The following is a 19,098-nucleotide window of genomic DNA, read 5'->3' as shown; positions in this document are numbered from 1 at the left end:
AAGAGTGTAAATATAAAAAAGTAGTTTAAAACATAAAAAGATAAGAGTTAGAAAGTATCCTCTCTAGCTCTTATCTCTTCCATTTAAATACTAATATACCTAATAGCATTATACCTATACCTAATATTTTATTCATACCGAAACTACATGTTTCAGAATCAAATAGTCCAAAAGCTTCTATAAGGCCCGCAGAGATAAGCTGAGCAATTAATATTGCACCAATGGCATAAGCAGGCCCAAGTTTCGAAATACCGCACATTACAGTGAAAATAATAGCAGATCCAAGAGGACCACCTAGAAGATATAATTTATTTGCCGAACCTATTTCTTTAAAGCTGCCTTTTCCTATAAACATTGTAATAGCTAGGGTTAGTATAAATCCGATACCTTGTACTAAAGTATTAGTTTCCCAAAGACCTATTTTGGCAGAAAGACGAGTGTTAAATACACCTTGTAAACTCATAAAAACACCTGCAAGAATAGAACAAATTAATCCAAACATAAAAAAATCACCCTCCATAGCTAGTGTACCCTAAAATATAGGTTCTATTAATCTAGATGGATAGGTGTATTGGATCATTCTTAATAACCAGTATCTTGTCTTTTATGGTTTATTACATTTTTAGCATGATAGGCTTTTTCAACTTCAGACACAGAAAAACCAAGGGATACTCCTAAGGACAAAAAATCTTCAAACAGGGTTTTATAATTATCCATAGAAGGACAAATGATCAGATCATTAATGTCTATATGTATATTTACAAATTTTTCAGTCAATTCTGATTCATCATATCTTAATTCAATATCTATATCGGAATAGTTTTTTTCAAGACCTAAACTTAATATAAAGTGTAAACAATCTACATATTCTTCTAAAATCACTTCTTTTGATGATGGACCTTTAGTACTCCAAAATTTAAAACATCTAGTTTCATTTGCAAGTTCACTTATTTCAACTTGAAGGGCTAGAATTTTTTTTAAACATAGAGATTGATTATGTAAACCGTGTTCTTTGATTATTCTCATATCGAGATCTCGTTGTAACTCAAATAGATTGGTAAGATTCATGGTGTAGTACCGCCTTTCTTCACATTCCGCATAAGTACATTTTATAATATTTTTAAAAATATTGGAAGAGAGGCAAATCGTTTACATTTTTTTTTGGAGAAAAATTTAATTTATTTGGAGTAATATATAAATTGAAATCGATTGCTTAAAATTATAATTAGTATTCTCTTAACGGATAGTCACGAACTAACATTTCTTTTTTATTACTAACTGATTTCCAAAGTTGAAGATGAGTTATTTTTGCAAAGTCATAAGAAACCTCTTCAATTTTATCTATAGCAGTCGTACGTTCATCTTGGGTGAAGGATTTTCTTATGTTATAGTTAGAACTTGCAAGTGCTATTTGTAATTCTTTTTCATAATCAGGTTTTATATTAAATCCACTTAAAGAAAGAGTTTCAGATATATTTCTCGCAATTCTAATTATATATCCTTTACTATCTATCTTAAGATTAACGGTCTTTAAGGATTTATCTAAACAAATATTAGGAGCTATTCTAACTTTGAATTTTTTGTATGGAGCTAAAGTGTCAAGAATAATCTTATTAAATTTATCTATATCAGGGTCTATCACTGTTTGTATAGGAATAAAAAATTGGTGTTGATTAATCTTATGAAGTTTGTATTTTCTGCAAAGATTTTTCTGGGTAACTTCTATTAGTTTGTTAGAATTATTATCAAATAATGCAACTAAATTATATTTCATGGTTATCCCCCGACTACAATAATGTTTATTGTTATTATATCATATTTATTATAATTGTAAATTTTAAACTTATAAATATGCAAATATATAGGAATTTACGTATAAATTCTACAGTAATCTTATAAATATTTATATAGTAGAAATTTTATACTATACTTACATAAAAAAATAAGTATTAAAAATAATTAGGATTATGCTATAATAATTTCTGTAACATATTAATTATGATATTTAAGATATAAAATTTACATAGATGAAGAATATTATACTTAGAGTATACAATAAAATAAATAATAAGGATGGATAATCATATGGATAAGCTGATTATTGATGGAGGCAAATTTTTAAATGGTGATATAGAAATAAGTGGTGCAAAGAATGCAGCAGTAGCTATTTTACCTGCAGCTATAATGGCTAGCCGAGGAATTTGTACTATTGAGAATATACCGCAAATTAGTGATACGGAATGCATAGAGAGAATAATTGATAGCCTAGGAGCAACAGTAAGTAGAAATAAAAATACTGTAACTATAGATAGTACTACTATACATAGCAGTGATGCAAATACAGAAGATGTTAGAAGAATGAGAGCATCTTATTATTTGATTGGAGCTCTTTTAGGAAGATTTAAAAAGGCTAGAGTTGAGATGCCAGGAGGATGTGCTATAGGTGTAAGGCCTATTGATCAACATATAAAGGGCTTTGAGGCACTTGGGGCAAGAGTTAAGATAGAACATGGAGCAGTAGTTATAGAAGCAGATAAGTTAATTGGTACTAATATATATTTCGATGTAGTAAGTGTGGGAGCTACTATAAACGTAATGCTTGCAGCTACACTTGCAGAGGGAAAGACTATTCTTGAGAATGCAGCAAAAGAGCCACATATAGTAGACGTTGCAAACTTTTTGAATACTATGGGAGCTGATATAAAGGGAGCAGGAACAGATGTAATTAAAGTATCTGGAGTAAAAGAATTAGTTGGATGTAATTATAGTGTTATTCCAGATCAAATTGAAGCTGGTACATACATGATTGCCACAGCAGCTTGTGGAGGACGAGTAAAGATAAATAATGTTATACCAAAGCATCTAGAATCTATTTCAGCAAAGCTTATAGAGATGGGTGTTAATGTAATTGAGCATGGAGATAGTATTACAGTAGAAAGTACAGGAGACTTAAGGGGAGTAAATGTAAAAACATTACCTTATCCTGGATTTCCTACAGATGTTCAGCAACCTATGACTACTCTTTTAAGCATAGCTAAAGGAAGAGGAATAGTTAATGAGAGCATATGGGAAAGTAGATTTAAACATGTAGATGAGCTAAAGAAAATGGGAGCTAAGATAAGCGTAGAAAATAATCTAGCTATTATAGAGGGAGTTGAAAAACTCACAGGAGCTAGAGTAAGAGCTACAGATTTAAGAGCAGGCGCGGCTATGGTTATAGCTGGACTTGTAGCGGAAGGAATTACTGAGATAATAGATATTGAACACATAGACAGAGGATATCCATTTATCGAAGAGAAATTTAATAGACTTGGGGCTAAGATAACAAGAGTCACTGAAAGCTAAAAGATATTTAAATGATTGGAGAATCCAAGATGATATTTTGCCCTTTATACAGTGGTAGTAGTGGAAATAGTATATATGTTGCGTCGGAGTATGGTAGTATTTTAGTAGATGCAGGATTGCCAGGTAAAAGCATAGAAAATGCTCTAGCCAGTATTAATAAGAATCCTAATGATATAGATGGAATTTTTATTACTCATGAACATAGTGATCATGTTAAAGGGGTTGGAGTATTATCACGAAGATATGATATTCCTATATATGCCAATAAGTTAACTTGGGAAGGTATGGGAAAAGGTATAGGAAAGATTAAAGAGAATAATATAAAGATACTAGATAGTGATGAAGTTGTTATAAAGGATCTATGTATATCTAACTATTCTATACCACATGATGCCGCAGATCCTATTGGGTACTTTGTATGCTGTGGCAAGAATAAAGTAAGTATAGCTACAGATTTAGGGTACTTTTCTAAGGAAGTAGAAGAGGCAATCATGGGCTCAGACATAGTATTGTTAGAGAGCAATCATGATGTAGAAATGCTAAAGTTTGGGCCTTATCCATACCCACTAAAGAGAAGAATATTAAGTGATCATGGTCATTTATCTAACTATGACTGTGGTAAAGCTATAGTTAGTATGATTAAAAATAATAGCAAAAAAATTATATTAGGGCATCTAAGTAAAACAAATAATTATCCAGAACTCGCCTATGAAACAGTAATAAGTGTACTCAGAGAAAATGACATAAAGATACAGGAAGATGTATGTATTAGTATGGCTAAGAGAGATATGCCTAGCAATTACATTGAGTTTTAAGGGGGATAATAATATGAAAAGATTGTTCAAGCTATTATTAGCCATATTAATAGTGACAACTTTAATTACTCTTATAGGATGTGGTAAGCAAGATAAGCCAATTGTAAAGAGTAATGAAAAAATTAAGAACTTGAAACTAGTAAATTCTGATGAAGATTGGATTAATATCGAAGTTTATTTTGATGGATCAGTAGATGAAAAGAAAGCAGAGGTTATGAAAGAGGAAAGGGTTATTAAAGAGGAGGAACTTTTAGGAGAGGTTATAATGCAAGAACTTATTAAAGGACCATCTATTAAAAGTCAATTAAAGCCTATATTTCCAAAGGAAGCTAAACTTTTGAGTTTTTCAATTAAAGATAAAATTGCCTATGTTAATTTAAGTTCAGATGTAAATTATAATATGACCATAGCTAGAGAAGAGGCTTGCCTTAGAAGTATAGTATTGTCATTAACTCAATTGAAGTCTGTAGAAAAGGTGAAAATAGTAGTTGAAAATAAAAACATAGGAACATTAGGTGGTAATTTTAACATTGAAAAGCCATTTGACATTAATGATATTAATAGCATGAGGAAATAAATTCTAATTGAAAAAAAAGTAAATATTTATTATAATATGGATGAGATTATAGTTAAATGTAATTTACAGAAGGAGAATGAACAATGAATTTGTACAAAGAGTGGACAGATATGGTTGTAGAGTATGTTAAACACAAAGGAGAAGCTGCTTTCTGGAGAGAATACGGCGATATGGAAAAGAGTATATATGCAAAAATACTAGCAAATCACAATGAGACAGTTAAGGGACCTATTGAAGAATTGTCAAACAAGTTTAATACTGATATAAAGTTTTTTGTAGGATTTTTAGATGGAATAAATGATAGTTTAGTAGAACCATTTGACATTGAGAATTCAGAAAAGAATACTGTAGTTGAGTTAAATATAGATTTTGAGAAGCTATACTTTAATATGATAGATGCAAAAGCTGATTATTTATATACTCTTCCACAATGGGAAGGCATATTCTCAGCAGAAAAGAGAAAAGAAATAACTCAAGCATGGAGAGCTTCTAAAGTAGTAGTTAAAGAAGATAAAGTAGGAAGAAATGATCCATGTAGTTGCGGAAGTGGCAAAAAACATAAAAAATGTTGTGGTGCTAATGCATAATTAATATAGGTAAGAATCGACACTGTCGATTCTTTTTTATATTAATTTATAAAATCTTATCATCCTTGTACTTGGCCATACGATAAATTAATTATAAGGAGATGTTTATTATGGCAAATATATTAATAGTAGATGATAAAGCATATATCAGAAATAGAATTAAGGAGCTACTAGAAGAACATAGAATTAATATATATGAAGCTACCAGTTCTAGGCAGCTTTTCACTATACTAGCTCAATTGAATTATGATATAGATCTTATAATATTAGAAATTAATTTAGGTAACGAGAATGGACTTGACATTATAAGCAAATTAAACATTAAAGGAATGAACATACCTGTATTAATATTGACCACAGAAAATAGGAAAAAACAGTTTGTAAAGGGGATAAAGGCTGGAGTTGTTGATTATATGCTAAAGCCCTTTAATGATAAAGTTTTAGTTAAAAGAGTACTTGAAAATATTCAAGAGGGTAAAAATAAAATAGCTCATAGAAAATTTATAATTCAAGGAAATAAGGTTTCCGTAAGTAATGTGAAAGAACTAAAGAATAAAGAAATATCTCCGTTTAAACCTGAAGTTATAGTAAATAAGCAAGAGAACAATCTATCTATAATTATGATAACATTTTTTAAAAAAGTTGAAGAATTTACAGTTAAATTAGAAAGAGAATATAAAATTGTAGCTGATATTATATATCCTAAGTTAAAAGAGACATTAAAGGACCCAGAGGTATTAACTAAATATGGTTTTCAAAGTTTTATAGCAGCTTTTAGAAGTGTAGATAACAAAGAAGAAAAGGTTATAGAAGAAAAAATTAGACAATTATTTGAAGAATTAAAAAGAAGTACTGAAATTCTTAAGCCTTACTACTTAGAGTGTACCTTTGTTAACTATCCTAATGATGGAAGAAATAAAGAAGAATTGATTCTAAAAGCTAGACAAGAAACAATTGAAAAAATAAATAACTTCAAAAGAATGGAGAAAATATGAATATAACAGTTATCTCAGTAGGGAAGTTAAAAGAAAAGTACTTAAGAGCTGCCATTGATGAATACAGCAAAAGATTAAGCAGATATTGCAAATTAGATATAGTTGAGCTAAATGATGAAAAGACTCCTGACAATGCCTCTGAGAAAGAGGAGTTAATTATAAAAGAAAAAGAAGGAGCAAATATACTAAAAAATATTAAAGATAATATGTTTGTAGTAGCCCTAGCTATAGAAGGTAAAATGATATCTTCAGAAGAACTAGGGGAATTTATAAAGGAGCAAGGGATAAGAGGCAATAGTAATATTGCTTTCATTATAGGAGGCTCTCTTGGGCTATCTAAGGAAGTTTTAAATAGAGCTGACTATAAGCTCTCTTTCTCCAAGATGACCTTTCCTCATCAGCTTATGAGGGTTATATTACTTGAGCAGGTTTATAGAGGGTTCAGGATAATTAATGGTGAACCGTATCATAAGTAACGGAGGTTTTTATGCCGTGGCTTATAATGAAAGGATTTCACTACAAAACCCTCAACATTTCTGTTGAGGGTTTTGGAATTATTGATGATTAAATTAGTTGTAATATTACTAGTAAAGATAGACTATCATAGTTTTTGTTCTTTAAAATCAATCATTTTTATCGTGTTTGCTGAAATTATACCAAATAAGATAAATGCTATAATGCTAAATAACAATGTAGGTGTATTTAACCAAGGAGCATTTATTTTCCCTTGAGCTGAATTAATAGGGATAATAATAGCCCAAACAATTATACCCCATGTAATTCCTATTGGTAAAGTACCTGCATTTCTGATAAACTCTATCTTTCGCATAGTAAGCAAGAGTATATATCCTGCAATTTGGCCGGCTATAACGTGAATTAATAGCTGGGAAAAAGTCATATTGACACCTAATGAAGAAATATTCATAAATTCTGTCAAGGCAACTACAGCTGCCTGTGCTAACGAGGCAATTAAAAAGCCTAAAGAATATTTTAAATACATTTTGCTCAACTCCATTTATTAAATTATCTACTCTAATCCTATTGTTATCTTCTTATCAAAACTTATGCAAAATAAGTTCATACTTTAATACAAAAAACAAAAGGAGAGATGTCTCTCCTATAAGTTTGCATTAAGACTGCGAATATATTTTGAAATTAGACATTCTTTCTCCTTAGAGCTGAGCATGTGGAAGGGGTAGGAAGAAGGAAGTATTGCATGGCCGAGCAGCAGACTTCCTATCTGTTTCGCATAAAATTCAGCGTCATATTCCTGTCCCAAGCGGTCAAAATGCATCTGAAGCGCAGACTTCAAGCTGTTAAATATTAAATTTGTAAAATTCATATCCTCAGGCAAATTACCCATAATACTCTCAGAAATTAATAGTCTTACTAAAGTTTCATTCTCTTCAAAAAATCTCTACATTATTAGAATAGTAAATTCTGTTCCTATACCGATAATAAGAGCTCCAAGTGTAGCAGTGAGTGGCGTATATTTGATGTCAAACAGGTACATTATTCCTCCGGACCAGCCTACTATAAAAATTATAGGGAGCAGTGGAATAAAGGCTTTAACAGGATGACGATAGATGAACAATAGTCTAAGAAACACAGCAGCCATTCCAAGCAGAGTCGTTTTATACCGTCCTGTTGTCAATGCAGACATCATCTCAACATCCAATACAGATTTTCCTGTAACAGTAATTTTTAATTCTTGTGAACTATTGTTTGATATATAGTCATTTAAGTTCTCAATGAAGTTTTTTAGCTCCTGAGCCTCAAGATGCTTTATTCCAACGGTAATAACTCCTTTTGATTTTTCTTTATTCAGGAGAAGCTTCAGCTGGCTTTCTGGCATATCCTTTATGAAATCTTTAGTTTCGGAAACAGTCGGGGCTTTGTTGTCATTAGTCTGTCTCATTACAGAGGTGAGGGATTTAGTCTCAACTACTACAGAGGGAAATTCTTTACCCAAAGCTTCGGTTATTTTATCAACCCAAGCGAGAGAATTTTCGCTAAGAACATTTTCACCACTGATAAGGATAGAAATCTGGTCTGTAGCCCCTAGAACATCTCTTAGCTTATGAATATCCTTTAATTCCTGAACATTCTGAGGCATGAAGTTTTCGATATCGGTTTCAACTCCAACTCTCAAATCTCCCCAAATTCCAAAGCCGGTAGTAGTAAGAGCTAGGAGTATTATAATCCATTTTATAGAGATTACTTTTCGTGTGAATTTATTTAATAACACTTCAACGTCTTTTACAGGATTTGCCTTAATAAAGTCTTTAATTGAAGCGGATATATTGCTTTTGGCTGTGTCGTTTACGTTACCTTTAAGCTTAACTATAAAAGTCATATATTTATCTTCAGTAATCAATCCATTAAATATGGATCTAAGCTGTCCATTATCATCATAGAGCATCTTGTCTATAGTTCTTTGAGTAGTTGGGATAGAGGGTGCTTTGGCATCTGAGTAGGATATCATGGTTCCTAAATTCTCACTAATGGTTATTAAGTTGCCTCCCATTTCAGACAGTCCGCTTCCAAGCTGTTTTAAATTTGCTAATTGCTCCTTTTGACTTTCATTCATATCCTTGATACCACCTAGCTTGCTGCCTAGATTGCTTTTAATCCCCTTAAGGCCTGTAATAGTGTTTTCAGGAACAGTAGGGAGGGCAGCACTGTTTTGAGAAATCGTAGTCATTTTCTCTGACAACTGTAAAAGTTGAGTGCTTATCTGACTTAATTGCTGTGCTTGCTTCTGGAGTCAGAAGATCCGTTGCTTCCTTTCCCTCAAATAAAACAATGATTGCCTCTCCGCCAAATTCAGATTCAAGGCTAAGATTATTCTGATAAACCTCACTGCTGGTTTCTATAAGAGTATCGTTGCTGGTTGCCAATCTAATATTTGTAGCACCAACAGCGAAGACAAGCATCAGAACCAATGTGGTTGAAAGAGCCTTTACAGGCCAGTTTGTTATGATTTTTGACAGGAACTTAAACATCAAATTATCCTCCCTTAATACTTATCTGTAAATGTAAGTACTTACTAACATTGATAATATAATTACATAGATGTCAATAGACTGTATTCAGGATTCTTATAGTCTTATTGAAAGTTTTAGTTTTACACCTGTACAGAATAAAGGTAATTAATAATGAGATTAGGAGTTATACAAATAAGAATATAGAGAATTATATGATTAAACCTCCGTTAGTACTGTTGCGGAGAACCGTATCATAAATAAATGCTAAAAGTAGCCTTATGCAAGTAATATCAATGCCTAGGGCTGCTTTTATGTCCCGAAATACCGTATCATAAGTAATATGCTTATCTTGCTTCATTGTTTTGTATATCTATTGTCCATTTACGTATTTCAGCAAGAGCATTAATTAATTTTAACCCATTATCTGTTAGAGAATATTCAACATGAGGAGGTATTTCATTGTATTGCTTCCTATTAATAATGTTCTCGTTTACCAACTCTTTTAGTATTTTAGTAAGCATTAAATCTGTAATTCCATCTAGCTTACGTTTTAATTGATTAAATCGTATGTGTTCAGCATCATAAATAATCCAAATAAGCTTGATTTTCCATTTACCGCCAAGGAGACTAGTAGTATATTCGAGAGGACAGTCAGTAAACCTTTCGTTTGAATCTGTCATTTTGTTTCACCGCTTTCTAAAAAATTAATACATTATTGAACTATATTTCCTATTACTATACTTTTATATAGTATCTATATTATTTTTGCGTACTTGTTTATATGGAATATATAATTATAATAATTGATAGAAATTAAAAAAGAAAGAGGTAGGTAGATTATGAAAATTGAGTTATGGTCTGACTATGCATGTCCATATTGTTATATTGGAGAAATAAGATTAGAAAAAGCATTGGAGGAGATTGATAATAAAAATGAAATTGAAGTCATTATGAGAAGTTTTGAATTAGATCCTAATGCAAGTTATGAGATGACATCAACTACACTAGAGAGGTTTGCAAAAAAATATGGATTAAGTGAAGAGATGGCTAAACAAAGAATAGATGAAATTACAAATATTGCAATAGAAGAAGGAATCGATTTTAGGTATATATCAACACGATATACGAATACTTTTGATGCACATCGTTTAACAAAGTTTGCAGAAAGTAAAGGAAAGAAAGGTATATCTGAAAAGTTATTTAGGGCATACTTTACAGATAATATGGAATTCATGGAGTACCATATTTTTTAATAAATGGAGAATATTCCATATATGGAGCGCAGCCTACTAAATTAATTCGAAAAGCATTGGAAGAATTATTAAAAAAAGAGAAAGCTGAATTACATAAAACTATGGATGGTATGGTATGTGGATCAGATGGATGTCACATTAGCGGAGAATAGGTATGATAAAACAAATATCAGTTAGAGATGTATTTGGGACAAATGCATATTTTTATATTGATGATACTATAAATCATGGATTTTTGATTGATCCAGGTGCTGAGGCAGATAAGTTATTACAAATCATAAAGAAAGAAAAATTAGTTTATGGGTGATGCAAAGCAGATTAGTAAGAAACTTAATGTTTTCATTTATATGCATAGTGAAGGAAATAAATATGTTACAAATTCTGTATGAAACCTATCTAGAAGCTGTAGAAGGAATATTACACTAGAGGATGTAAAATATTTAAAAGACAATGATATCATTACATTAGAAGTAAATCCCGATATTATATTAAGAGTAATTTATGTACTAGGGCATACTTTAGATTCAGTAGTATACTATAGCGTAGATAAAAATATTGCATTTGTTGGTGATACAATATTTGCAGGAAGTATAGGTCGTAGTGATTTTTACGGAGGTAATGCAATTCAGCTGTTTATAGGAATTGTGCAGAAGATTTTTTCATTGCCAGATAACACAATACTATATTCTGAACATAGTAAGCCAACGACTGTAGCGAATGAGAAAAATATACAGAAACAAATCTTTAGATTTTAACTATATAATTTAAGTTGTATAATTACCATAGAAAAAAATATAAACATAGGAGAGACTAAAATGATAGTAAATACAGATAAATGCATAAGATGTACTTTATGTAAACAAGATTGTATAGTAAGCGATATAGAGGTAATTAATGAAAAGTCACATATAAAAAATGAATCATGTATAAAGTGTGGTCACTGTATTGCCATTTGTCCAGTTAAAGCAGTATCTTCAAATGATGAAGAAGAATATTCAATGGATGAAGTAATGGAATATAATAAGGAAAGTTTTGATATAGACCCAGAGAATTTAATGAACTTCATGAAGTTTAGAAGAAGTGTTAGATTATTTAAAAAAGATGATATAGAAGAAGAAAAAATACAAAAAATAATTGAAGTAGGCAAGTTTACGCAAACCGGTGGTAATACTCAAGATGTTTCTTATGTTATTGTAAAAGATAAACTTCAAGAAGTTAGACAAATAGTTCTAGAAACATTAAATGAAATGTCAGATAAAATGATATCCGGTGAAAATACACTAAAACAACTTATTACATACGCACATATGTGGAAACAAATGTATAAAAACTTTTTAGAAAATCCAGATGGTGAAGATAGATTATTCTTTAAAGCACCTTTATTAATAGTAATAAAGGCAAATAGAGTTGTAAATGGGGCTTTAGCAGCAGCAAAAATGGAACTTATGATAAATGCTTTAGGGCTTGGAACATATTTTAGTGGATTTTTGGAAAGAGCTTTATCAGTTAATCCTAAAATAAGGGGATTATTACAAATAGAACAAGGTGAAGAATTTGTAGCTTGTATGCTAATTGGATACCCAAGAGTAAAATATAAAAGAACTGTACCAAGAAAAGATGTAAAAGTAATAAGATTATAGAATCATATGATAATATCACAAATAATAAGAAGAAAAGATGTATTTTAGAAAAATATTATTTAGTTTAACTGGATGGTATGTATAAAAATTTAATAGATAAAATATCATTTACTAGCGATACGGTGAACCGTATTATAAATAGAGATAGAGGCCTCGAAATACACTTTAAGCCTCTATTTATTATATAAGAAAACTTTTAAACTATCTTTCTTATTAAGGGGAGACAGTAGGACTTTTCTTACCTCAGTTTGATATAAACTTTCTAATTTGAAAATAACCCAATTTTCATTCTTCCCAATTTGCTGTAACTCCTTGTAATTTATGATACCTTCCTTAATGATTGCTCTTGGTTTCATTCCTAAATGCTCATCTGATAATGGGTGGAGAATGATGTTCCTAATAACCAAAGCAATAACAAAGTCAATTAGCCTTAGTTGGGACATAGAACGATGAACTAGAGTTTTAGCTATAATCACTAGAAAGGAAAAGCCAATAACAGCTCTAAATATCCATTGAATGGTAGTAAGTGTTTACTGACTCAGTAAAAAATCTATATATAACACATCCTTTAATTAAATGAATTATTATCTAGTTTACCACGAACACACTAAGAATAATCTATAGACTATTATGAATTTAGATAGAGAAATTATTAAGAATAGTTCTTAAAAATCTTAGTTTTATTCGTTACGGTGAACTGTGTAACTTTCGTTTAAATCCGATTATTTGTGGTGATATAATAAAGAAAATTATATAAGTGAGGATGTATCATGACCAAACATCGTATCTATACAATGAGTTTTGCAAAAGTCTATCCCCTTTATGTTACGAAGGCGGAGAAAAAAGGACGTACGAAAACAGAAGTTGATGAAATCATCTGTTGGTTAACAGGATATAGCAAGGAAGAGTTAGAAGCACAACTAGAAAAACAGATAGACTTTGAGACCTTCTTTGCGGAAGCTCCTAAGCTTAATCCTTCCCGGGCTTTGATCAAAGGTGTGGTCTGCGGTGTCCGAGTGGAATACATTGAAGAACCAACAATGCAGGAAATTCGCTATTTGGATAAGCTGATCGATGAGTTATCAAAGGGAAAAGCCATGGATAAGATTTTGAGGAAATAATAATTAAACACGAAGAAACACTGATTCAATTTATAATATAAAAGAATCTTGGTGGTGTGCAAGAGTAATTTTATGGTGAGTTACAGCTAGAGTAGAATAATAATATCAATTTTAATTACCTAACTAATAAAAAATGGTAAGTGGATTCGAGTGAACGTGTTTAAAAAAATACTACATTATTTAGTCCTGATAGGTATGGAAACCTCCAATAGCACTGTTCGTTGAACACTAACACAAATAGAGATAGAGGCCTGGAAATACACTTTAGGCCTCTATTTATTATATAAGAAAACTCTTAAGCTGTCTTTCTTATCAAGGGTACCCAGTAGGACTTTTCTTACCTCAGTTTGATATAAACTTTCTAATTTGAAAATAACCCAATTTTCATCCTTCCCAATTTGTTGTAACTCCTTGTAATTTATGATACCTTCCTTAATGATTATTCTTGGAAAGTCGAAGGAATCTGTTTCAACTTGGAGGGATGAATTTGTTACTGTTTCATATTTAGGATCAAGAAAAAAGGAGATTTTTCCGTCTGCTTCCCAAAAAGCTAATGCTACGTTTTTTACATCCTTCACTTTTCCTTCACGTAACTCTTCTAGTAAAGTATCAATGGATATCTTTGCTTTTTTTAACCCTTCCTGAAGGATTTCTCCATTTTGAACAAGCATAATTGGCTTGCTATCAATGAGCCTCCTCAATCTTGGATAGCGAAGCATCAAGAAAACACCGCTAATATACAACAATACTAATACAATTGTTGTAATAATAGATCCTTTCATTCCTAAATGCTCATCTGATAATGGGTGCGCAATAATGTTTCCAATAACCAAAGCAATAACAAAGTCAATTAGCCTTAGTTGGGACATAGAACGCTGACCTAAAGCTTTAGCTACAAGCACTAGAAAGAAAAAACCGATAACAGCTCTTAATATCCATTCAATAGAAGTAAGTGTTTCCTGACTCTGTAAAAAACCCATATATAGCACATCCTTTGATTAAATGAATTATTATCTAGTTTGCCACAAATACACTTTTAATAATCTATAGATTATTATGAATTTAGATTATGCTGACAGTCACTAAGATTATTAGGTTATCACTTATGATAGATTTTTATTTGGAAAAAACTCAATGAAAAGTTCTAGTTAATAGTAAAATATTTTTTAAATTCATCAACTTTTTAAATCTATTCTTTGTCTAATAAGTAGAACCACAAAAAAGGAATTCCTTAACAAAGTTCCAGCATAATGATTTGTAATATAGGAGGAATATACATTGCTACATAAAAAAGAAGAGCAAATTGAATTTATCAAGGAATATATTAAATCGAATCAGCAGGATTTTTATCGTCTGGCATACAGTTATACCAAAAATAGTGATGATGCTCTAGATATAGTTCAAGAAGCTATTTACAAAGCTATTGCAAATGCTCGTACACTTAAAAATCCTGCATATTTAAAAACGTGGGTTTACCGCATTTTAGTTAATGAAAGTATTAATTGGATACGTAAGAGAAAAAATATTGTACTTGATGAAACCGTACCTAATAATCTTTTATATGAAGATAAAGACATTGCGGAAGAAATCAGTATTTATAATGCCATTCAGCAATTAGAACCTAAGCTTCGAACAATAATAATATTGCGATTCTTTGAAGATATGAATCTGGAAGAAATTTCAACAATTACAAAAACCAATTTAAATACTGTTAAGTCACGACTATACAAAAGCTTGAATATTTTAAAAAATATAATTGGGAGTGATGAACTTGAGTAAAAGAATTGAGAAGGCAAAAGTGATATATCAATCGATAGAGGCACCTATAGAGCTAAATCAAATTGTAAATTCTGCTATTGATACAGCAATGAATAGGAAACACAAATCTCATGTATGGTTTAAACCCGTTATCTGTATGGCAGCCTCAATGTGTATTTTGTTTGTAGTAATGTTAAATGCTAATCAGGTATTTGCGGAAAGTATGTATGATATTCCTGTTATTGGCAATGTTGCTCGTGTATTTACCTTTCGGGAATATAATAAATCCGATGAAGCTTATTATATAAATATTAAAGCACCAGCTATAGAGGGTACAGGGTATACGGATTTGGAAAAGCGAATTAATAAGGAGATTCAATCTAAAATTGACACTATTGTTAAAAATGCTGAACAGCGTGCTGAGGAAAACAGACAACGGATTATAGATGAAGGAAGAACAGAAGCAGACTTGGGATATTTTATAGTTGAGGTTGACTACGAAATAAAGAGTAGTAATGAAAGTATATTATCATTTGTTATTAATCATACGGAATCCTTTGCAAATACTTATACCTATCAAACCTTTTACAATATTAATTTAGATAAAGGCAAAGAAATTACACTCGCTGATATTCTTGGTGAAAATTATAAGGAAATTGTCACGCAAAGCATCAAGGAGCAAATCAAAGAACGTACTGAAAAGGACAGGCAATTGATGTATTATGATAGTGACGAGGATATAGAGTTTATTTTAGATTATCTAAAATTCTATATTAATTCTAACGGTAATGTCATAATTTCATTTGACAAAGGTGAAATAGCTCCTCCACCTATGGGAATGCAGGAATTTGAGATTATACGCTAAATGAATTTTTAAACATAATTCTAGCTAATAAAAAAATATTACAATTAATTACCAAATAGTCTTACTTTCAAAATGATGAATTAGACTTTAGAACTTTATTGAAATCTTATAGAGATAGATAGAAGGAAGAAACTGAAGTAATTCTTATTCTTGACACACATCCTTCTATATGGTAATATTCCATATAGAAGGATGTGGTAATTTTGATAGATAACTCACAAGGTGGATTTTTAATCTCCCAAATTAAGCAGATTGGTGGGAGAATTTTTGAAAAAATACTTGCTGAAAAAAACATAGATGCTTTTAATGGGCCTCAAGGAAGAATTTTATATGTACTTTGGCAAGCCGATTCAATTCCTATCAAGGAATTGTCTAAAAAAACTGGGTTGGCACTAACAACACTTACTAGTATGCTTGACCGAATGGAGGCTGCAGGGCTTGTAAATCGAACTCTTGACAAAGGTGACAGGCGAAAAATTTTGATTGTTTTAACTGAAAAAGCTCATACACTTAGAACAGACTATGATGAAGTATCATCAAAAATCAGTGAAATCTACTATCAAGGTTTCAATGACGATGAAATATCACAGTTTGAGAATTATTTGGTAAGGATATTAAAAAACCTAAATGAAAGAGAAAAGGATTGAGCCTATGGAGATTTTAGATATAGGAAAACTTATTAAAACTTTAAATCCTGTAAGTGGATGTACCTTAGGGTGTAGTTATTGCTATGCACGAAAAATTAACAATCGTTTTAAGATAACATCTGATTTCTCCGTTCCCGAGTTCGTGGAGAAACGATTAAAAAGAATTGATACTAAGAAATCCAATACTTATCTCATGACTAGTATGAGTGATTTTTCTGACTGGAAAGATGAGTGGCGCACACTGGTTTTTCAGAAAATGGGTGAAAACCCTCAGCACGTTTACTTGTTCTTGACCAAGCGGCCAGAATGCATACAATTTGAAAGCCACCTTAATAATGTATGGATGGGAGTAACGATAACGTCTGAAAGTGACAAGGATAGAGTTGCTGCTATGCGGCAAAATATCAAGGTTAATAATTACTTTATTGCATTTGAGCCATTGTTTGGTGAACTTGGAAGCCTTGATTTAGACGGAATCGGTTGGATTGTAATTGGAACAGAAACAGGTAACCGTAAGGGGAAAATTACTGCTGACAAAGCGTGGGTTTTAAATATTGCTGGGCAGGCGAAAGCAAAAAATATTCCCGTTTTTATGAAACAAATGCTTCTTAATATCGTGGGAGAAGAAAATATGCTTCAAGAATTGCCTAAAGACTTTCGATGACTAAACTGAATAAAGATATAAACTATTGTAGAAAAAGAGATAGAACATAGTAAATTATGATGTTTCTACTCTTCTTTTTTATTGTTTTTTAATTTTAAACCATATGAATAAAAGATAGTATTTGAAAAGCAATAAACATGGAAATGTTTTTATACTATTCATTTAAGAAATCTGATTCTAGAAATGTATATTTCTTAAGTAGTTGTTGACAAGAATATTACCATATAGTAATATTACTATATGGTAATATTTTATATAGAAATATTTTATGAGGTGGTGTAATTAAATGAATGATATCCAGGCAATCAAATTAAGTGTTAACCTAATGAACATTACAGAGGTGGTATATTTATCAACAGTAAATAGTGAAGGTTTTCCTGAAACGCGAGCGTTGCTCAATCTTAGGAATACTAAACAGTTTCCAGGCTTAGTTAATCTGTTCAACGAATCTAGTTTAGTAACCTATTTAACAACGAATACATCATCATTGAAAATGAAAAGTATCATGGAAAATCCAAAAGTATGTTTGTATTATTGTAAAGAAGATGAGCAAAGAGCCCTTATGCTAGGTGGAGTAATGGAGATTGTAACTGATATGGATATAAAAAAGGCTCTCTAGCATGACAATTGGACAATATTTTTTCCAGGTGGAGTTACAGATCCTGACTATACAGTACTTCGATTGCGTCCGGATGTTGCCAAAGGGTATCATCAGTTACAAAACTATAACTTGGAATTGAAAGGGATGTAATTGTGACTCATTTACATCCAGACCACTTAGATGAAGCTGCTAAAGATATATTACCAAAATATATGAAGATGTTTGTACAAAATGAAGAGGATGCTAAAGAATTGAGAGAATCTGGTTTTTAAAGTGTACAATTAAAAAGCTTTTCTAATGAAAAAGGAATTTCTTCTAATGTGTTAATACCAGCTGATGGAGAAGTATACACATTTTAAGATAACAAAGTAATAATTTAAGGAACAAAATAATTATATAAAGGAGTAGTTATTATGATTAATAAATTTAAAGATTATTCAATTCACACTTATACATCCCCAGAGGAAGGTGGACTAGACAACACTCAAATTATTGAGACAAAAAATAAGTTAATTGTTATTGATGCTCAATTTCTCCTACCCCATGCTAAGGAGGCAAGAGATTATATAAACAGTTTAAATAAACCAATTGAGTGTTTAATTATATCTCATAGCCATCCTGACCATTGGTTTGGAAGTGAATTATTTGCAGATACAAAAATTTATGCATTAAAAGAAGTTAAAGCCGAAATAGAACAAGCAGGAGATATTATTATTGAAAATTATCAATTTCTGAACCAAGCAGCACCACTTGTTCCTGTTAAGAAAACTGTTCCAAACAATATTCTTGACGAAGGACAGCTTACTATAGATGGTCTAGATATGGTAGTTAAAAAAGTTACTGGAACTGAAGCACAAACAATTGCTATGATAGAAATACCAAAAGACAAAGTTTTAATCGCTCAAGATGTAGTTTATAGTGATTGTCATGTATTTTTAGCTCAAAATGATAACGACAGAGCTAATTGGATTAAAACCTTAGAAGAATTAAAAGGAAATAACTATGCATTAGTATTAGGTGGGCATGGTGCTCCAACTACAAATAAAGTATTTGCAGAATTGATACAGTACATTAAAGATGCTGGTGAAAGTCTTAAGAAGACAAATAGTGAAAATAAGAATAATAAAGAAAAAGCACAAGCATACAAAAAATGTATCATAGAAAAATACCCAAATCTTAAAGCTCAGGCTCTAATAGATATAACCTCAAGCTATTTGTTCTCATAAAGTAAGTAACTTATTTT

The 19,098-nt window shown here is 31.0% G+C and carries 25 protein-coding genes and 1 pseudogene; 17 read left to right on the top strand and 9 right to left on the bottom strand.

The annotated features are described in order from the left end of the window. Nucleotides 1-70: 70 nt before the first annotated feature. The 3 genes from ACX0KU_RS04745 to ACX0KU_RS04735 form a co-directional block, all read right to left on the bottom strand. A complete protein-coding gene (locus tag ACX0KU_RS04745) occupies nucleotides 71-502 on the bottom strand; it encodes a DMT family transporter (protein WP_472991750.1) in 432 nt (143 codons plus the stop codon). Nucleotides 503-582: 80 nt separating this feature from the next. Further along, entirely contained in the window at nucleotides 583-1,068 is a 486-nt protein-coding gene (locus tag ACX0KU_RS04740) for a dUTP diphosphatase (RefSeq protein ID WP_472991749.1), read from the bottom strand. 157 nt (nucleotides 1,069-1,225) lie between these two features. Beyond that, the gene (locus ACX0KU_RS04735) at nucleotides 1,226-1,774 is read right to left on the bottom strand and encodes a 2'-5' RNA ligase (RefSeq protein ID WP_472991748.1); all 549 of its coding nucleotides are present in this window, start codon (nucleotides 1,772-1,774) and stop codon (nucleotides 1,226-1,228) included. 311 nt (nucleotides 1,775-2,085) lie between these two features. On the opposite strand from ACX0KU_RS04735, the gene ACX0KU_RS04730 reads away from it, so the two are divergent. From ACX0KU_RS04730 to rlmH, 6 genes are all read left to right on the top strand, one after another. Next, complete coding sequence (locus tag ACX0KU_RS04730) at nucleotides 2,086-3,345, top strand: UDP-N-acetylglucosamine 1-carboxyvinyltransferase (protein ID WP_472991747.1); 1,260 nt, start codon at nucleotides 2,086-2,088, stop codon at nucleotides 3,343-3,345. 29 nt (nucleotides 3,346-3,374) lie between these two features. Then, nucleotides 3,375-4,160, top strand: coding sequence for an MBL fold metallo-hydrolase (locus ACX0KU_RS04725; protein ID WP_472991746.1), 786 nt, complete (start codon nucleotides 3,375-3,377; stop codon nucleotides 4,158-4,160). A gap of 13 nt (nucleotides 4,161-4,173) precedes the next feature. Continuing rightward, entirely contained in the window at nucleotides 4,174-4,737 is a 564-nt protein-coding gene (locus ACX0KU_RS04720; protein ID WP_472991745.1) for a GerMN domain-containing protein, read from the top strand. 83 nt (nucleotides 4,738-4,820) lie between these two features. Then, nucleotides 4,821-5,324 carry an SEC-C metal-binding domain-containing protein gene (locus ACX0KU_RS04715; protein WP_472991744.1) on the top strand — a complete coding sequence of 168 codons (504 nt, stop codon included), beginning with the start codon at nucleotides 4,821-4,823 and terminating at the stop codon, nucleotides 5,322-5,324. Nucleotides 5,325-5,434: 110 nt separating this feature from the next. Continuing rightward, nucleotides 5,435-6,319 (top strand): response regulator, encoded by an 885-nt coding sequence (locus ACX0KU_RS04710; protein ID WP_472991743.1) that lies wholly within the window; start codon nucleotides 5,435-5,437, stop codon nucleotides 6,317-6,319. Further along, nucleotides 6,316-6,795 carry a 23S rRNA (pseudouridine(1915)-N(3))-methyltransferase RlmH gene (gene rlmH, locus ACX0KU_RS04705; RefSeq protein WP_472991742.1) on the top strand — a complete coding sequence of 160 codons (480 nt, stop codon included), beginning with the start codon at nucleotides 6,316-6,318 and terminating at the stop codon, nucleotides 6,793-6,795. Before ACX0KU_RS04710 ends, rlmH begins: the two co-directional genes overlap by 4 nt. Before the next feature lie 125 nt (nucleotides 6,796-6,920). Here rlmH and ACX0KU_RS04700 read toward each other — a convergent pair whose 3' ends face one another. From ACX0KU_RS04700 to ACX0KU_RS04685, 4 genes are all read right to left on the bottom strand, one after another. Next, nucleotides 6,921-7,319, bottom strand: coding sequence for a hypothetical protein (locus ACX0KU_RS04700; protein ID WP_472991741.1), 399 nt, complete (start codon nucleotides 7,317-7,319; stop codon nucleotides 6,921-6,923). A gap of 417 nt (nucleotides 7,320-7,736) precedes the next feature. Further along, nucleotides 7,737-9,023 (bottom strand): MMPL family transporter, encoded by a 1,287-nt coding sequence (locus ACX0KU_RS04695; RefSeq protein ID WP_472991740.1) that lies wholly within the window; start codon nucleotides 9,021-9,023, stop codon nucleotides 7,737-7,739. Continuing rightward, entirely contained in the window at nucleotides 8,977-9,324 is a 348-nt protein-coding gene (locus ACX0KU_RS04690; protein ID WP_472991739.1) for a hypothetical protein, read from the bottom strand. Before ACX0KU_RS04690 ends, ACX0KU_RS04695 begins: the two co-directional genes overlap by 47 nt. A 326-nt stretch (nucleotides 9,325-9,650) precedes the next feature. Then, nucleotides 9,651-9,986 carry a winged helix-turn-helix transcriptional regulator gene (locus tag ACX0KU_RS04685; protein ID WP_472991738.1) on the bottom strand — a complete coding sequence of 112 codons (336 nt, stop codon included), beginning with the start codon at nucleotides 9,984-9,986 and terminating at the stop codon, nucleotides 9,651-9,653. A 159-nt stretch (nucleotides 9,987-10,145) separates the two neighbouring features. Between ACX0KU_RS04685 and ACX0KU_RS04680 the strand changes: the two genes are divergently transcribed. The 4 genes and pseudogenes from ACX0KU_RS04680 (at nucleotide 10,146) to ACX0KU_RS04665 (ending at nucleotide 12,199) form a co-directional block, all read left to right on the top strand. Next, nucleotides 10,146-10,559, top strand: coding sequence for a DsbA family oxidoreductase (locus tag ACX0KU_RS04680; protein ID WP_472991736.1), 414 nt, complete (start codon nucleotides 10,146-10,148; stop codon nucleotides 10,557-10,559). A 154-nt stretch (nucleotides 10,560-10,713) separates the two neighbouring features. Next, the gene (locus ACX0KU_RS04675) at nucleotides 10,714-10,866 is read left to right on the top strand and encodes an MBL fold metallo-hydrolase (RefSeq protein ID WP_472991735.1); all 153 of its coding nucleotides are present in this window, start codon (nucleotides 10,714-10,716) and stop codon (nucleotides 10,864-10,866) included. 109 nt (nucleotides 10,867-10,975) lie between these two features. Beyond that, nucleotides 10,976-11,185: pseudogene (locus tag ACX0KU_RS04670) on the top strand (MBL fold metallo-hydrolase); the annotation flags it as partial. 189 nt (nucleotides 11,186-11,374) lie between these two features. After that, nucleotides 11,375-12,199, top strand: coding sequence for a nitroreductase family protein (locus ACX0KU_RS04665; protein ID WP_472991734.1), 825 nt, complete (start codon nucleotides 11,375-11,377; stop codon nucleotides 12,197-12,199). A gap of 173 nt (nucleotides 12,200-12,372) precedes the next feature. On the opposite strand, the gene ACX0KU_RS04660 is transcribed toward ACX0KU_RS04665, so the two are convergent. Then, entirely contained in the window at nucleotides 12,373-12,675 is a 303-nt protein-coding gene (locus ACX0KU_RS04660; RefSeq protein WP_472991732.1) for a YetF domain-containing protein, read from the bottom strand. 294 nt (nucleotides 12,676-12,969) lie between these two features. On the opposite strand from ACX0KU_RS04660, the gene ACX0KU_RS04655 reads away from it, so the two are divergent. Beyond that, nucleotides 12,970-13,320 (top strand): DUF2200 domain-containing protein, encoded by a 351-nt coding sequence (locus tag ACX0KU_RS04655; RefSeq protein ID WP_472991731.1) that lies wholly within the window; start codon nucleotides 12,970-12,972, stop codon nucleotides 13,318-13,320. 272 nt (nucleotides 13,321-13,592) lie between these two features. Here the strand turns inward: ACX0KU_RS04655 and ACX0KU_RS04650 are convergent, their stop codons facing one another. Then, on the bottom strand, nucleotides 13,593-14,300 hold the full coding sequence (locus ACX0KU_RS04650; protein WP_472991730.1) for a DUF421 domain-containing protein: 708 nt from the start codon (nucleotides 14,298-14,300) through the stop codon (nucleotides 13,593-13,595). Between the two features lie 298 nt (nucleotides 14,301-14,598). Here ACX0KU_RS04650 and ACX0KU_RS04645 point away from each other — a divergent pair, with 298 nt between their 5' ends. From ACX0KU_RS04645 to ACX0KU_RS04620, 6 genes are all read left to right on the top strand, one after another. Beyond that, complete coding sequence (locus ACX0KU_RS04645; protein ID WP_472991729.1) at nucleotides 14,599-15,099, top strand: RNA polymerase sigma factor; 501 nt, start codon at nucleotides 14,599-14,601, stop codon at nucleotides 15,097-15,099. Then, a complete protein-coding gene (locus tag ACX0KU_RS04640; protein ID WP_472991728.1) occupies nucleotides 15,092-15,943 on the top strand; it encodes a DUF3298 and DUF4163 domain-containing protein in 852 nt (283 codons plus the stop codon). The genes ACX0KU_RS04645 and ACX0KU_RS04640 overlap by 8 nt, the downstream gene beginning before the upstream one ends. A gap of 203 nt (nucleotides 15,944-16,146) precedes the next feature. Then, nucleotides 16,147-16,590, top strand: coding sequence for a MarR family transcriptional regulator (locus ACX0KU_RS04635; protein ID WP_472991727.1), 444 nt, complete (start codon nucleotides 16,147-16,149; stop codon nucleotides 16,588-16,590). Beyond that, nucleotides 16,571-17,254, top strand: coding sequence for a DUF5131 family protein (locus ACX0KU_RS04630; RefSeq protein ID WP_472991726.1), 684 nt, complete (start codon nucleotides 16,571-16,573; stop codon nucleotides 17,252-17,254). The genes ACX0KU_RS04635 and ACX0KU_RS04630 overlap by 20 nt, the downstream gene beginning before the upstream one ends. Nucleotides 17,255-17,540: 286 nt before the next feature. Further along, nucleotides 17,541-17,873 carry a pyridoxamine 5'-phosphate oxidase family protein gene (locus tag ACX0KU_RS04625; RefSeq protein ID WP_472991725.1) on the top strand — a complete coding sequence of 111 codons (333 nt, stop codon included), beginning with the start codon at nucleotides 17,541-17,543 and terminating at the stop codon, nucleotides 17,871-17,873. Nucleotides 17,874-18,268: 395 nt separating this feature from the next. Beyond that, nucleotides 18,269-19,081: an MBL fold metallo-hydrolase gene (locus tag ACX0KU_RS04620; RefSeq protein ID WP_472991724.1), complete on the top strand. Its 813-nt coding sequence runs from the start codon at nucleotides 18,269-18,271 to the stop codon at nucleotides 19,079-19,081. Nucleotides 19,082-19,098: the final 17 nt, after the last annotated feature.

It is taken from the genome of Clostridium sp. X (assembly GCF_055755365.1).
This window is presented reverse-complemented; position numbering and strand designations above follow the sequence as displayed.

Coding starts and splice junctions, on each gene's coding strand:
- ACX0KU_RS04665 (WP_472991734.1), top strand. CDS start 11,375: ATGATAGTAAATACAGATAAATGCATAAGATGTACTTTATGTAAACAA.
- ACX0KU_RS04695 (WP_472991740.1), bottom strand. CDS start 9,023: ATGACTACGATTTCTCAAAACAGTGCTGCCCTCCCTACTGTTCCTGAA.
- ACX0KU_RS04655 (WP_472991731.1), top strand. CDS start 12,970: ATGACCAAACATCGTATCTATACAATGAGTTTTGCAAAAGTCTATCCC.
- ACX0KU_RS04725 (WP_472991746.1), top strand. CDS start 3,375: ATGATATTTTGCCCTTTATACAGTGGTAGTAGTGGAAATAGTATATAT.
- ACX0KU_RS04685 (WP_472991738.1), bottom strand. CDS start 9,986: ATGACAGATTCAAACGAAAGGTTTACTGACTGTCCTCTCGAATATACT.
- ACX0KU_RS04715 (WP_472991744.1), top strand. CDS start 4,821: ATGAATTTGTACAAAGAGTGGACAGATATGGTTGTAGAGTATGTTAAA.
- ACX0KU_RS04690 (WP_472991739.1), bottom strand. CDS start 9,324: ATGTTTAAGTTCCTGTCAAAAATCATAACAAACTGGCCTGTAAAGGCT.
- ACX0KU_RS04630 (WP_472991726.1), top strand. CDS start 16,571: ATGAAAGAGAAAAGGATTGAGCCTATGGAGATTTTAGATATAGGAAAA.
- ACX0KU_RS04740 (WP_472991749.1), bottom strand. CDS start 1,068: ATGAATCTTACCAATCTATTTGAGTTACAACGAGATCTCGATATGAGA.
- ACX0KU_RS04700 (WP_472991741.1), bottom strand. CDS start 7,319: ATGTATTTAAAATATTCTTTAGGCTTTTTAATTGCCTCGTTAGCACAG.
- ACX0KU_RS04625 (WP_472991725.1), top strand. CDS start 17,541: ATGAATGATATCCAGGCAATCAAATTAAGTGTTAACCTAATGAACATT.
- ACX0KU_RS04735 (WP_472991748.1), bottom strand. CDS start 1,774: ATGAAATATAATTTAGTTGCATTATTTGATAATAATTCTAACAAACTA.
- ACX0KU_RS04620 (WP_472991724.1), top strand. CDS start 18,269: ATGATTAATAAATTTAAAGATTATTCAATTCACACTTATACATCCCCA.
- ACX0KU_RS04650 (WP_472991730.1), bottom strand. CDS start 14,300: ATGGGTTTTTTACAGAGTCAGGAAACACTTACTTCTATTGAATGGATA.
- ACX0KU_RS04675 (WP_472991735.1), top strand. CDS start 10,714: ATGATAAAACAAATATCAGTTAGAGATGTATTTGGGACAAATGCATAT.
- rlmH (WP_472991742.1), top strand. CDS start 6,316: ATGAATATAACAGTTATCTCAGTAGGGAAGTTAAAAGAAAAGTACTTA.
- ACX0KU_RS04730 (WP_472991747.1), top strand. CDS start 2,086: ATGGATAAGCTGATTATTGATGGAGGCAAATTTTTAAATGGTGATATA.
- ACX0KU_RS04720 (WP_472991745.1), top strand. CDS start 4,174: ATGAAAAGATTGTTCAAGCTATTATTAGCCATATTAATAGTGACAACT.
- ACX0KU_RS04745 (WP_472991750.1), bottom strand. CDS start 502: ATGTTTGGATTAATTTGTTCTATTCTTGCAGGTGTTTTTATGAGTTTA.
- ACX0KU_RS04680 (WP_472991736.1), top strand. CDS start 10,146: ATGAAAATTGAGTTATGGTCTGACTATGCATGTCCATATTGTTATATT.
- ACX0KU_RS04710 (WP_472991743.1), top strand. CDS start 5,435: ATGGCAAATATATTAATAGTAGATGATAAAGCATATATCAGAAATAGA.